General features: G+C 62.6%; 15 protein-coding genes and 1 pseudogene. 6 read left to right on the forward strand and 10 right to left on the reverse strand.

Translation table 11 applies throughout. From position 1 onward, the window contains the following. Positions 1–40: 40 nt before the first annotated feature. Genes ACSQ1X_RS09420 through ACSQ1X_RS09430 form a run of 3 tightly spaced genes read right to left on the reverse strand, consistent with a single transcriptional unit; the run spans position 41 to position 3,060 of the window. Positions 41–1,075 (reverse strand): cyclase family protein, encoded by a 1,035-nt coding sequence (locus tag ACSQ1X_RS09420; protein WP_436057462.1) that lies wholly within the window; start codon positions 1,073–1,075, stop codon positions 41–43. Beyond that, on the reverse strand, positions 1,072–2,034 hold the full coding sequence (locus tag ACSQ1X_RS09425) for a fumarylacetoacetate hydrolase family protein (protein ID WP_436057463.1): 963 nt from the start codon (positions 2,032–2,034) through the stop codon (positions 1,072–1,074). The genes ACSQ1X_RS09420 and ACSQ1X_RS09425 overlap by 4 nt, the downstream gene beginning before the upstream one ends. Before the next feature lie 6 nt (positions 2,035–2,040). Beyond that, entirely contained in the window at positions 2,041–3,060 is a 1,020-nt protein-coding gene (locus ACSQ1X_RS09430; RefSeq protein WP_436057464.1) for a VOC family protein, read from the reverse strand. 232 nt (positions 3,061–3,292) lie between these two features. On the opposite strand from ACSQ1X_RS09430, the gene ACSQ1X_RS09435 reads away from it, so the two are divergent. The 3 genes from ACSQ1X_RS09435 to ACSQ1X_RS09445 all read left to right on the forward strand — a co-directional run bounded on the left by ACSQ1X_RS09435 (position 3,293) and on the right by ACSQ1X_RS09445 (position 4,480). Beyond that, positions 3,293–3,865, forward strand: a complete 573-nt coding sequence (locus ACSQ1X_RS09435; RefSeq protein WP_436057465.1) for an IclR family transcriptional regulator — start codon at positions 3,293–3,295, stop codon at positions 3,863–3,865. Between the two features lie 100 nt (positions 3,866–3,965). Continuing rightward, entirely contained in the window at positions 3,966–4,151 is a 186-nt protein-coding gene (locus ACSQ1X_RS09440) for a hypothetical protein (RefSeq protein WP_436057466.1), read from the forward strand. A gap of 143 nt (positions 4,152–4,294) precedes the next feature. Continuing rightward, complete coding sequence (locus ACSQ1X_RS09445) at positions 4,295–4,480, forward strand: hypothetical protein (RefSeq protein ID WP_436057467.1); 186 nt, start codon at positions 4,295–4,297, stop codon at positions 4,478–4,480. A 111-nt stretch (positions 4,481–4,591) separates the two neighbouring features. Here the strand turns inward: ACSQ1X_RS09445 and ACSQ1X_RS09450 are convergent, their stop codons facing one another. Then, positions 4,592–4,942, reverse strand: a complete 351-nt coding sequence (locus ACSQ1X_RS09450; protein ID WP_436057468.1) for a hypothetical protein — start codon at positions 4,940–4,942, stop codon at positions 4,592–4,594. 704 nt (positions 4,943–5,646) lie between these two features. Here ACSQ1X_RS09450 and ACSQ1X_RS09455 point away from each other — a divergent pair. Continuing rightward, a pseudogene (locus ACSQ1X_RS09455) lies at positions 5,647–5,886 on the forward strand (recombinase family protein); the annotation flags it as partial. Between the two features lie 28 nt (positions 5,887–5,914). Here the strand turns inward: ACSQ1X_RS09455 and ACSQ1X_RS09460 are convergent. Continuing rightward, entirely contained in the window at positions 5,915–6,376 is a 462-nt protein-coding gene (locus tag ACSQ1X_RS09460) for a GNAT family N-acetyltransferase (RefSeq protein WP_436057469.1), read from the reverse strand. Positions 6,377–6,884: 508 nt separating this feature from the next. After that, positions 6,885–7,064, reverse strand: coding sequence for a hypothetical protein (locus tag ACSQ1X_RS09465; protein ID WP_436057470.1), 180 nt, complete (start codon positions 7,062–7,064; stop codon positions 6,885–6,887). Between the two features lie 217 nt (positions 7,065–7,281). Here ACSQ1X_RS09465 and ACSQ1X_RS09470 point away from each other — a divergent pair, with 217 nt between their 5' ends. Then, positions 7,282–7,473, forward strand: a complete 192-nt coding sequence (locus ACSQ1X_RS09470) for a three-helix bundle dimerization domain-containing protein (RefSeq protein WP_305940793.1) — start codon at positions 7,282–7,284, stop codon at positions 7,471–7,473. Positions 7,474–7,677: 204 nt separating this feature from the next. Here the strand turns inward: ACSQ1X_RS09470 and ACSQ1X_RS09475 are convergent, their stop codons facing one another. Together ACSQ1X_RS09475 and ACSQ1X_RS09480 are read right to left on the reverse strand one after the other, a co-directional pair. After that, a complete protein-coding gene (locus ACSQ1X_RS09475; protein WP_436059308.1) occupies positions 7,678–9,054 on the reverse strand; it encodes a phosphodiester glycosidase family protein in 1,377 nt (458 codons plus the stop codon). 46 nt (positions 9,055–9,100) lie between these two features. Next, entirely contained in the window at positions 9,101–9,352 is a 252-nt protein-coding gene (locus ACSQ1X_RS09480) for a hypothetical protein (protein WP_436057471.1), read from the reverse strand. Positions 9,353–9,524: 172 nt separating this feature from the next. Between ACSQ1X_RS09480 and ACSQ1X_RS09485 the strand changes: the two genes are divergently transcribed. Then, positions 9,525–10,040, forward strand: coding sequence for a barstar family protein (locus ACSQ1X_RS09485; protein WP_436057472.1), 516 nt, complete (start codon positions 9,525–9,527; stop codon positions 10,038–10,040). A 79-nt stretch (positions 10,041–10,119) separates the two neighbouring features. Here ACSQ1X_RS09485 and ACSQ1X_RS09490 read toward each other — a convergent pair whose 3' ends face one another. Together ACSQ1X_RS09490 and ACSQ1X_RS09495 are read right to left on the reverse strand one after the other, a co-directional pair. Beyond that, a complete protein-coding gene (locus tag ACSQ1X_RS09490) occupies positions 10,120–10,977 on the reverse strand; it encodes a PhzF family phenazine biosynthesis protein (RefSeq protein ID WP_436057473.1) in 858 nt (285 codons plus the stop codon). Positions 10,978–11,053: 76 nt separating this feature from the next. Beyond that, positions 11,054–11,842, reverse strand: a complete 789-nt coding sequence (locus ACSQ1X_RS09495) for an SDR family NAD(P)-dependent oxidoreductase (protein WP_436057474.1) — start codon at positions 11,840–11,842, stop codon at positions 11,054–11,056. Between the last annotated feature and the right edge of the window lie 5 nt (positions 11,843–11,847).

The raw sequence follows: 11,847 nt of genomic DNA on the forward strand, positions 1-11,847 counted from the left end.
CGTTACTGCTGGTGGATTGTTGTTGCTGTTTAGCTGAAAGCTACCGGACGGCGATCGGGTTGACGGGCGATCCGACCGCACCCGTGATGGGGAGCGGCGCAGCGGTGAGTATGAAGTCGTACCGGCCATCAGCCGCGCAGGCCTCGGCCAGCGCGTCCGGGTCCCACATTTCGCCCAGGAAGAGCCCCAGGTTGGGGATGGCGATCTGGTGGAGGGGCTGGAAGGCGCCGTCGAATTCGTTGGGACGGACTTCGAAGCCCCAGGTGTCCGTGGCGATCCCGGCGATTTCGCTGTGATGCAGCCACGGTGCGGTGCTGAAGGACAGTCCGGGTGCGGGGCCGCCGGCGTATTCACCCCAGCCGTCGCGGCGGACCCGGGTGTGCTGGCCGGTGCGGATCACCACAATGTCGCCGCGGCGGACGATGGAGCTGGGTCCCTGCAGTTCGATGGTGCGCTCAAGGTGTTCCGGGGTGATGGCAAACCCGTCCGGCAGCTCGCCGTCGGTCCTTCCCAGTTCCGGGCCGAGCGCGCGGCCGACGTCCAGCAGGACGCCGCGGGTGACGATCTTGGCCGCGGCGGTTTCGATGCCGGTCACAAGGTCGCCCTCGGAGGTGACCACGTCGCCGGCGGCCCGGCCGTTCCAGGCCTTGCCTTGGTCGAAGATATGGCCGAGGCCGTCCCACTGTGTGGAGCACTGCAGCGGCATGGCAATGACATCATCAGCGCCGCCGAAGCCGTGCGGGAAGCCCTGGTTGCCGCGTTCGGCGTCCACGCCGGTGTCCGTCATGGTGTGGACAGGGTTGGTGCGGCGCCGCCAGCCTTTTTGCGGGCCGTTGGTGTCGAACGGCTGGGAGAGCGAGAACGCATCGCCGGTCTTAACGAGCGCCGCAGCTTCAACGCGCTTCGCAGCGTCGATGAAGTTGAGGGTGCCCAGGACGTCATCTGCGCCCCAGCGGCCCCAGTTGTTGTGCGCCTCCGCCATGGCCCGGATGCTGCCCAGCGGATCCTCACGCCGGATCACCGGGGAATCGGCTGATTCCCCGGTGCCGGTGGTGCGTGTGTCCTGGGTGGTCACGGCTTGCTGCCTTCAGTGTGAGCTTCATCCTTGCAGCGGATCAGCTGGGTGCCCAGGCCGGTGATGGTGCCTTCCATGACGTCGCCGTCCTGGAGCAGCCGGCCCCAGTGCTGGCCATTGCCGGCAGGGCTGCCGGTCAGGACCAGGTCGCCCGGACGCAGCGGCATGATCTGGGAGGCCTCGCTGACCAGCTTGGCCACTCCGAAGATCATGTCCTGCGTTGACTCGTCCTGCATGGCCGTGCCGTTGAGCTTCAGGGTCACCTGCACGTCCTGCGGGTCGCCGAAGAACTTGGCCGGCAGCAGCACCGGACCGGTGGGGAGGAAGCCCGGGGCGTTCTTGGCGCGGTACCAGTCCGATCCGATCGCGGGCATGTCCTTGCGGAAAACGTACTCCCGCGTGGTGATGTCGTTGACCATCGTGTAGCCGAACACATACTCCAGTGCCTCCTCTGGTGTGACCCGGAAGGCCGTCCTGCCGATCACCGCCGCCAGCTCCAGTTCCCAGTCATGGGACTTGGAGTAGGCAGGCAGGGTGAGGTCGTCCGTTGCGGAAGCGATCGCCGTCGGAAGCCCGATGAAGAAGTACGGGGTGCCCTGGCCTGCCCGCTTGTCCATCATCGCGGCGGTCGTGGCGCGGACTTCTTCTTCGTCCTGGCCCGGTTCGCGGTGTGCGGCGGCGAGGTCGATCACGTGCTTGCGGTAGTTCGCGCCGGTCTGCAGGACCTGGACCGGCTCCACCGGGGCAAGAATTTCGACGTCGGCCAGCGCCAGGCCGGTCTCCTCACCTGCAGAGGCGGCCAGGCTGTCCAAGCGGCCCTCGGTAGTGTTCCAGTGCTCGATCAGGGAGTTGATGTCACCGTCCACCGGCAGGACCCGCTGGTCCACCAAGAGGCCCACGCGAGCTTTGCTGTCACCCGGCTCCTGGAAACGGATAAGGGAGTACGTTGCTTCGGTCATGGTGTTTTAACCCCGACCCTGCTTGGCGTAAGGGTTCAGCAGGGCTTCCTTCATTTCGGGAGAGGCGCCTTCTTCGGTGGCTGTGAAGCCTTCGGCCGGCGGGAAGGATTCGGTCATGGAGTGCGGCATGGCGCCGTTCTTGTAGAAGTTGTTGGAGCCCTCGGACGGCTTCCAGGTGTTGGCTTCCCAGTCCGGGACGTAGTTGCGGTAGCCGCCGGAATTGAGCTCCACGCGCAGCCCTGACGGGTCCCGGAAGTACAGGAAGTTCTGCTCGCCCACGCCGTGGATGGAGGGCCCGTATTCCATGGCGGTGCCGTTTTCCATCATGACGTCCGCAGTGCGGAGGAGGTCTTCGGTGGCATCCACCCAGAACGCGATGTGGTTGACGCGGCCGGCGCGGGTGGAGGTGTCCAGGACGACGCCGAGGTCGTGGGACTTTTCGTTTGTGGTCAGGACGGAGAAGACGGTGATGGGTGCTTCGTCCAGGTCCACGAAGGCCATGACGCGGAAGCCCAGGGATTCGTTGTGCCACTTAGCGAAGCCACGGACGTCCGAGCAGGCGACTGTGACGTGGTCCAGGAAGCGGGGTGCTGCGGCGTGGCTGCTGCGGCGCTCCGGCCGGTCCGGGTAGGTGGACTCGAAACCGGGTTCTGCCACGAACTTTTCGACGTCGAAGAAGAGGCGCATGCGGTGGCCGTAAGGGCCCGTGAATTCATAGGCCTTGCCGTAGCCGTGGCCGCCGGCGGTCCAGGTGCCCTGCACGCCCGTTGCTTCGACGCGCTGGGCGGCCGCTTCGAGGGCTTCCTGGGAGTTGGTGCGCCAGGCCATCCGGCCCAGGGATGCTTCCGGTCCTTCGGTAATGACCAGGCTGTAGCGGTAGTAATCGCCCCAGCAGCGCAGGTAGACGTTGCCGTCCGCCCGGTCGATGATGCGCATGCCGAACTTTTCCTCGTAGAACCGTGCCGAGGCGTCGACGTCCGGGGTGGTGATTTCGAGGTGGGCAAGATGGGACAGGGGAGTTTCCACGTTGAATTCCTTCTGCGTACTGGCTGCTTGTTTTTGCAGGTCTTGGAACTACTCTGCGGCAGGTTTGGTATACGTGGAAGCCGTAAATCAGGATATGTGCTATTCGCCGTACGGATATATGAGGGAGGTTTGCCGCCGGCCGTTCGAGACGGCTAGTGGATTCTCCGCAAGGCGTAGCGATGGTGGCCATGACGCTCGACACGGGGAGAGGCGATCACGGATGCTATTGAACATGCCCCGCACCCAAAGGGGAGAGTCGGTACTCTCCCGAGTCGTCCGCATCGTCGAAGCCTTCGGGCCGGGCGATTCCGCGCTGACCATCACCGAAATTGCCCGCCGTTCCGGATTGCACATCGCTACCGCCTCCCGGCTGGTGGAGGAACTGGGCAGCTTCGGCTGGCTGCAACGGGACGAGGACCGGAAGGTGCGGATCGGGGTCCGCATGTGGGAGCTCGTCTCCCGGGCTTCACCGACGCTCAGCCTGCGGGAAGCAGCGATGCCTGTCATGGAAGACCTGCATGCAATCGTTGGCCAGCACATCCAGCTCGGAGTCATGGAAGGCGATGAGGTGCTCTTCGTGGAGCGCCTGACCGCGCGCCAAGGGTATGCATTGCTCGCCGGGCACATTCACCCCGACGCCACCGGCGTCGCCATGCCGGTCCGGGACCCTGCGGGCAAGGTGGTGGCCGCCCTGGCAATCATTGTGCCCAATGACGATACTGCACGCTCCCGCATCGCAGTCCTTCAAGCCGCGTCAGGCGCCGTTTCCCGGGCGATGCTGTACCCGGCACCGCCACTCCCGTAAGTCGTCCCACGTTTTCCTCTCAACCATTGAGAGTTGCGTAGTGGCGGCGGTCACCCGTGAGTGAACCTTTGTGAAGAACAAGACGAGCAAAGGAGCCGAGATGTTCACTGGAGAGAATTCCGCCGCCGAAGCGTCACAGGTCAAGCTGACGGTGACGGCGAAGGCCGGGGTCGCTGACGAAGTGGTAGCCCTGACATTGGCCCATCCCGACGGCCGCAGGCTGCCTGACTGGACACCAGGATCCCATGTCGATGTGGTGCTTATGGTGAAGAAGAAACCACTGTGACGGAGCATACGTCGGAAAGAACTTCCGCCGTACCGGCACTATAAGGTTCAGTGATACGACGCAAAGCTGCATGGATATCGGTTTTAGTGATGCGGCTCGCTTGAATGGCCGACCTTGTGAGGTGATTTGAGTAAGAATGCAGTATGACTGCTCAATTTAGAGCAAACTTAACGACTCGAGGAGTCGTTCTTGGAATGCTTGCGGCGCCGTTATTTGTGTCGGTTCTGATCGGCACCTGGATTGCTTCGGGCAAGTTTAGCGTTCTGACCTTTTCCGTTGCTGTTTTTCTGGCCGCAATTGTAGGTTCTACTTTTGGGTACTCGGCATGAGCATAGTGTTCGGCCTTATTTCCTCTGAAGCAGCAAGGCTGGCAGGGTTGTCTACAGGAACGTGGAGGCGCCACTCGACCACTGATCGAATGGCGCCTCGTTCCGAATAAACTAACGGAATTCTGTCCAGGTTACAGGATACGGATCGTAGTACTCGCCAAATGCTGTCATGATATTGACAGCAAAGGCCTGCCATGACTCTTCCGCGCCAATCACGTACAGATGATTTCCGGCATCTCCTAGATCGTTATCGGCAATCCATCCTGAAACTGAAAGAAATGTAGTCGTTTCCAGGGGTCCGTATTTATCGAAGTCAAACGAAATGGATGACCCTAATCCATCTACATGCCCTGCCGCGGTCAAGAAGCGAAAGCCAAAGCCGGTTATCTCTTGGCTCCGTCCATTTGCCGGATACCAATGAATGTACGTAGAATCAAAATGTTCAGTTGTAATTTGCCCCAAGCGCAGTGAGCGGTAAGAACTGTCCTATGGATGGAAAACCTCGTGGGGCTCCGGCGATTGGAAAGTAGCAATCGTGCATTATGTCGCTGATCGCTAAGGGAGACATAGCAACGGGAAATGCAGTTTCGGTGTTCGGAGAGACTTTCTGCGTCAAAGTTCTTGTCTCGGGAGACCAGTCATAAGAAGTTTCAACAGAGCCAAATGCCGCCCGCCACCTGCATCGTGGTAGTGTGTCGCCGATGACGCACCTTGCTCGCCTTGAAACTTGGGTTGCGGCGCACCGGGATGTGCTCGAGCAGCACGGTCAAGTCACGCTTCTGTCCGGCCCGCCGGGCACGGCAAACCCGTCAGTTCATCTCCTGGTGGCTCTGTCTACTGACTCGGACGTTGAGTTGTTACTTTGGGAGTCTGGTGACGCCGAGTTCAACCATGGGCCCTTCACTGCCTCGGTCTTTGAGCACCTCGAGTTGGAGTCTCCCGAGGAACTGGCCGATCTCCTCGGGAGATTCCTAGATGCTGTGACAGGCGGAGCGCGGTGATTCGTCTCCTGTTCTCGCATTCTCGTGCGCGCTTTGGTCACGGTTGGCATCGTCTGAGCGTTGCCAACCGCAACTCGGTGACGAGCGCACAGAAGACTTGCTTTATGCCCTTTCTTCAGCGCCGGAGCCAGCTACTACTACAGCACTGATGTTCGGTTCAACCATTTTGCTCGGTTGGGCCGGTCGCTGATCGACGTGCTCAACACCGTGACCCTGCTGCGCGACCACGGCGTCCATGTGCGCTCGATCGCCGACGGCATTGACCCGGCGACATCGACCGGGCGCACGATGCTGAATATGCTCGCCACCCTCGCCGAGTACGACCGCGATCTGATCGTTGAGCGGGTCAACGCCGGCATCGCAGCCGCGAGGCAGAATGGCACACGTTTCGGCCGGCCGGTCTCCGTGGCCCCGCCGCACGTGAGTCAATCGGCTAGCGTGCAGCCGCGAGTGGAGGGGCTTCCAGATAGACGTCGATGAGATCTTCGTGATCGAGGACGAATCCGTGGCGCTCGTACAAGTGGCGTGCAGGGCTGCCTCGAAGGACGTTAAGACGGTAAGGTCGACTGTCATCGCGTTCCGCCATGATCTGGGCCAGAACTTTGCTCCCAATACCCTGTCCCTGATGTGCCGGCGCGAGGTAGAAGTGTTCTAGCCATAGAGCATCGGATTCTGGACGGAGTGCCACGAGCCCAATGTCTTCCGCGTCGACTTGGATAACGCGAGTGTGCGCGGGAATGAAGGCGTCAAGGAAGCGCTTGCGAACACGGCCCGGGTCATAACGACCAAGTCGTTCCAGGTCGGGGCGCATGACTTCGGCTCGCAACTCCGCCATCCATTGCGCGTCAGAAAGATCACTTGGCCGGAACACCCATTCAGCTGACACAACAATCATCCAACCGGACAGTCCGCTTCGACGCAAAACGCTTGCCGGATAGCTGCTCGACAGCAACGCCCGTAAGGCGGTGGCTGATCGACGACTCCAGCAAGAAACGTTGACTTTTCGTTGATCGGCACCCGGGGATACCCTTGTTCCGTTCCGTCTTCAGGACACGCGGCCAGGCTCCGCAAGACTGTCAGTGCCCGGGAGCACCATGGAGATATGACGGCTCCAACTGTGGAGGCGGCCATCCATGACCTGATGGATCTCGCCTGGAAAGTTGTCTATAACCTGCTCGAGGAGCGGGGCCTGCTCGGCGACGGGTTGTTCGTCGAGGAGTACACCGGCATCCACTCCTGGCTCGACGGGCCCACGCGCTACACCATCGTCCACTCCCGGACGGTCGGGGTCCTGTTTGTGGACACCCGGCCCGTTGACGCCATCGCCTTCCACCATGACTTGCTGGGCTCCGACGACCCGAAACGCTTCTTCAGCATCCCTGGCTATATTGGACGACCCCCGTCTAGATGCCCGACTCTTCGGTGGCAGACGGATTGGCCAGCCGGTCGATCTCGAATTCGGCAACGTCCAGAAGGCGGCGGCTTCCGGTGAGGTAGTCCGTGATCCAGAACAGCTCCTGGCTGGGGGCGATCTCCGTGACCTGGCCGCGGTTGCACCAGGGTGCCCTTGTAGGAGGCTTCAATTTGATCGCCGCAGGAAAGGGCCGCCATCGAGAGGATAGCGGTTCTTTCAGGACTGGAAGTGCCGGGCGTGTCTGTCGTGGTGCTCGTGCTTGAAGGATGGTGGGCGAAGGTTGCCTGCTGATGTCCGCAGGATGATGGGCAGGAGGCGGCCGTTAACCCCGCCCGGCGAAAAAAACCAGTCTTGTATCAGGGGATGGCCGGCCCGAAACTCTCCCAATGGGAGTCATCGAAGAATTGCGGGCACTTGACCATGTCGTGGACCGGCTCGCCGAAAAGTATCCGGCCGTGCCGCGGCAACACATCGAAGACCTCGTCGAGCAGGAACACCGGACGTTGGACACCGGCAGGGTCCGTGACTATGTTCCGATCCTGGTCGAACACGCCGTCAAGGACCGGCTAAGACAGTAGTAGCTGCACGCGTCCCGAGGCTTCTCCGCCCAGATATAAGGAAGCCCCTGCCCAGTGAAGGTGCAGGGGCTTCCAGTGGCCTGGCTAGTGGTCACCTTGTTGCCAGCGCAGGGGTAAGGGTGTACTGGTTGGGCAGCTTCAGTGACCCGTTCAGCCGACGTCGCGCAACCGGTCCGGGAAGTCGGCGTCTTGGCCTGTGCCGGGCTACGGCTTGCGGCCGGGCAAGACGAGGAGTGCGTCTCCGACCGGGCGTTCACCGGCCGCGTCGGACGGGGAGTTTACGACCTGACCGCTCTGGACCATCGTTGTTGATCCGCCGCCGTCCAGGTTGATCGCGTTGACCATGCCCAGGGACCGGGCCACGTCGGCGGATTCTTTGATGCTCAGTCCGAGAGACGTCGTCTGGCGCCCGTCGGCGGTGACCAGCAGGGTACGGCCCTGGGCGTCAACGCCTGCAATGGTGCGCGGATTCCGCTTGTGCACCCACCCGTAGAAGAAGGAGTTGCCGTCTCCGGTGCGCACCATGCCGTCGCGCTTGGCGGTCACGTTGAGCTCGCCGTTTTGGACCAGTGTCGGTCCGCCGTTGACCACGTCGGTGGTGGCGCTGGTCTTGAGGGGTTTCCCGGCTTCGTTGAGCAGATCCGTGTTGACCGTCAGCTTGGAGCCGGCCTTAGCCAGGGCTGCGAGCTTGTCGACCTCCGCTCCTGTGGCCTGCAGGGTGTGGCCGCCGGCCGGGACAGTGGTGCCCCGGGTGTTGTTGACGGCGGTGACCGTGCCATGGGCGTCGAGGAGGGCTTCGAGTCCGGGACCGGACGGTGTTGTAGCGCCGAACTCCGGGGTGAAGGCGACGATCTCGTTTGCGTCGGTGCAGGTGAAGTCGTGCAGCGGAAGGTTCGTCGGCGTGTCGTCGGTGCCGCCGCAGTTGCGGATGAGGCCCGGCACGCGGTTCAGACCGTCCAGGGCGAGCTCTGCCGTGTTGACGGGGGTGGTGACTGTGCCGTGCCATTGCAGTCGCTGGATGGAGGTCTCGTTCTTGGCGCCGATGACGAGGGAGGGCCGGTCCCCGACGGGTTCGCTGAGGACCTTGCCGTCGTGCACCGCGGCGCCTGCGGGATCGCCCGGGGCTCCAGCGGCGGGGTCCATGACGAAGTAGCCGCCGTTGGTCGCTGCCAATGCGCCGGAGGCGGCCGCGAGCTGGCCGGTCGTTTCCCGGTCTTCGAGGTTGGGGCCGAAAGAGGACGTAAGGTCGCCGCGGAATTCCTTGGGATCAATGGTGAGGACCTCCAGCTTCCAGGGCCCGCGGTCGTTTTGGCTGGAGCCTTCGTCGCCATCCCAGCCGGTGTAGATCACTGAGGATTTGTAGCCGGCCGCCTGGATCTGGGCGACAGTGGCGGCACCGTCGGTTTTGGCCGAGAAGTGGCCGGCACGCACACGGTAGCCGAGGTCCCCGCCGGCATCGGCCAGCTGCGGTGACTGGACATGCTCAACCCGTGCAACAACACCTGCGGCGGTGAGCTTGTCGGCGACTTCATCGGCTTTTGCCTGGGTGGACAGCGCTGATGCCGGAGCGTCCGGATCCAGGGAGGTGGACGGAACGGCAACCTCAGCGGTCCAGAAGAAGTCCTGGTTAGGGGCACCCCGGGGTGATTGTGGTCCGGGTAAGGCCCGGGGCCAGAGTGGTCACGTTGCGCGTCTCGGGCAGGTCCGGCGCGCCCAGATCCAGGTGGGAAGGCTGTAATGATCGGGCGGTCTGCTGATCCAGTTCCGGAGCCGTGGGTGCCGCGGTGGAGGCGCCTGCTGGTGCCAGGAAGGCAATGGGGAGGGACACGGCAAGCGCGGTGATAACCGCACGGCGGTGACGATGATTGGGATTGATCATGGTTACCGACACTAGGGTGTTTCGGGGTCGGACTTGGCACGCAAGCGCCCTCGTTAACTATGCTTTCGGGAAGTGTTCTCCACGCGTTTGGGAGGCGGTGTCCAGATGTTCCCGACAGTCGCCACCCAAGCAACCTTCACTCCTATTTTCGTCGAGAACCGGGTACTGGTCCTTGGTTGATACGCGCGCGTACCTTGTCCAAAACGGCTTCATTAGTTTGTTCTTTCAGAAGTCGGTCCTGGAAGATACCGCTGAGTGGCTTGCCCTCCATGGTTACCGGGTCATTTCGCTTGACGCCGCAGAGTGGGAAGAGTTGGAGCAAATGCACGTCGACATCGCTTCGGCCCTCGAATTTCCCGCCTATTACGGAGGCAGCTTGGACGCGCTCAACGATTGCCTGAGCGAGGTTGCTGTCGGTTCTTATGGATGGTCCGTCGCCGCAGATACCGGGCTAGTCTTGGTACTTCGCGGCTACGCGGAATTTTCAGTTGTTGACCCCGTCGGGGCTCATAGGCTTTTGGACGTGTTTGCCCGCCAAGCCTCCTACGCAGCCTTGTTTGGTCACCGCCTGATGTGCTTGGTGCATAGCTCAGACCCGAAGCTTTCCGTTCCGCCTGTCGGCGGAACAACAGTCATGTGGAACTACCTTGAAGCTGCCGATTCAGCACGCCAAACCCGCGGCCTCTAAGTAGTTTTGAGATCCGTCCCGCATAGGGTTCCCCAAACGCGACAGCAGCATCGCACCGCGGTATGGAGTCCCGTACGCATCAAGCGATTTCGACGGCTTCTCCGTGCACGATGATCCCGCCGGACGGAGGCATGTCGACGGTGAGCACGCTCGGGCGGCCGACATGGCTTCCCTGTCGCACCACCACGCGGCTTGGCGGTTCCACGAGTGAGAGCAGGCGCAGGTATCCGCCGAAAGCGGCGGCAGCCGAACCGGTCGCCGGATCTTCGGTGATGGTGCCCACCGGGAAGAGGTTGCGCGAGTCGAATTCGCCCGGCCCCATCTCGTAGAGCGTCGTGACGGTGCCAGCCCAGTCTTGCGCATCCATCAGTGTGCGCATGGTATCCGGGTCGAAAACGAACGAGTCAAAGGCCTTGCGTTCCGCGAAGACGAGAATGGGGTGCCAGTTTCCGGCAAAAGCGACCATCGGCGGGTACGCCGGGTGCAACTCGCCCCGGCCCATGCCGAGCAATCCGAGCAGGGTGGTTAGAACATCGTCGGGGAACTCGGCCACTCGCGGCTCCACGCTCGTGAAGGATGAGGTCACCGCTGAGCCATGGCCTGCAGTCTCGATCACGACGGGCCCCACCAGAGTCTCGAAAACAAAGGTCCCCGCGCCATCCCGCCCTGACAGCGCGACGGCCAAAGCAATTGTGGCATGGCCGCAGAACGGCACCTCGGCGATCGGGGAGAAGTACCGCACCCGGTTCCGGCGGGAGTCCCCGTCAACCGACACCTCCGTGACAAAGACCGTTTCCGCATACCCGACGTCGGCCGCGATGGCCTGCATCCGGGCGTCATCGAGACGGGTTGCGCCCAGTACTACTCCCGCCGGATTTCCCCCGTCGGGGGTGCTGGTAAAGGCGGCATAACGAAGTACGTCGGGTGTCTGATTCATTGCTACATCCTCGGTGGGTTGTGAAGATACGGGCGTGGCGAAGACCAACAGGGCGAAGCGAAATGCGACTGTAGCACTAGTCCTGTACGGCTCTGCCGGCCATGGCGAGGGCGATGTTTCGGGGGAGGCGCTGCGCGATGCCGGCCAGCAGGCGATTTCCGAAGCCTGAGACGACGCTCACGGGTGTAGTGCGGCGATCGAGAGCGCGCAGGGCGGTGTCGATGACATCGCTGGCGCCCTGCAGCCGGCCGACCGCTGCGGCCTGGCTCCCGAGTACATCGAAAAACTCGGTGCGGGTAGCCCCCGGGCAGAGCGCGAGTACACGAAGGCCGGATTCCTTCGTCTCATGCGCCACGGCTTCGGTGAAGCTCAGGACAAATGCCTTGGTTGCTCCGTAAACCGCCATCCCAGGCACCGGCTGAAAAGCTGCGGTACTGGCCACATTGATGAGTGCGCCCCTCCCGGCGGCGAGCATCTCGGGGAGGAATGCCCGCGTGGTCTCGACGAGAGAGGCCACGTTGAGGGAGATCTCCGATGCGATGACCGCGGGGTCTTCCTTGACCAAAGGGCCGCTCGTGGCGAAGCCCGCGTTGTTGATCAGGGTGTCGATGCGGATGCCCCGGCCGGCAAGCTCCTCGCGGAGTTCCGCTCCGGCTCCCGCACGGCTCAAATCCTTCGAGAGCGTAGTCACTGAAATGCCGTGCGCGTCGCGCAGCTTCCGGGCGAGATCCTCAAGCCTGTCGGTCCGCCGTGCGACCAGCACAAGGTTGGCCCCGCGCGCTGCAAATCGTGCGGCAAACTCCGCGCCGAGCCCGGAGCTCGCTCCAGTGATGAGTGCCGTGGTTCCGGTGTAGCTCATGGTCATGTCGA

The organism is Arthrobacter sp. LjRoot78, from assembly GCF_964254335.1.
Taxonomy (GTDB): Bacteria; Actinomycetota; Actinomycetes; order Actinomycetales; family Micrococcaceae; genus Arthrobacter.

Excerpts from the sequence above, each read along its gene's own strand:
- ACSQ1X_RS09495 (WP_436057474.1), bottom strand. The coding sequence starts at position 11,842 with ATGACCATGAGCTACACCGGAACCACGGCACTCATCACTGGAGCGAGC.
- ACSQ1X_RS09490 (WP_436057473.1), bottom strand. The coding sequence starts at position 10,977 with ATGAATCAGACACCCGACGTACTTCGTTATGCCGCCTTTACCAGCACC.
- ACSQ1X_RS09445 (WP_436057467.1), top strand. The coding sequence starts at position 4,295 with ATGACTGCTCAATTTAGAGCAAACTTAACGACTCGAGGAGTCGTTCTT.
- ACSQ1X_RS09440 (WP_436057466.1), top strand. The coding sequence starts at position 3,966 with ATGTTCACTGGAGAGAATTCCGCCGCCGAAGCGTCACAGGTCAAGCTG.
- ACSQ1X_RS09425 (WP_436057463.1), bottom strand. The coding sequence starts at position 2,034 with ATGACCGAAGCAACGTACTCCCTTATCCGTTTCCAGGAGCCGGGTGAC.
- ACSQ1X_RS09470 (WP_305940793.1), top strand. The coding sequence starts at position 7,282 with ATGGGAGTCATCGAAGAATTGCGGGCACTTGACCATGTCGTGGACCGG.
- ACSQ1X_RS09480 (WP_436057471.1), bottom strand. The coding sequence starts at position 9,352 with ATGATCAATCCCAATCATCGTCACCGCCGTGCGGTTATCACCGCGCTT.
- ACSQ1X_RS09460 (WP_436057469.1), bottom strand. The coding sequence starts at position 6,376 with ATGATTGTTGTGTCAGCTGAATGGGTGTTCCGGCCAAGTGATCTTTCT.
- ACSQ1X_RS09435 (WP_436057465.1), top strand. The coding sequence starts at position 3,293 with ATGCCCCGCACCCAAAGGGGAGAGTCGGTACTCTCCCGAGTCGTCCGC.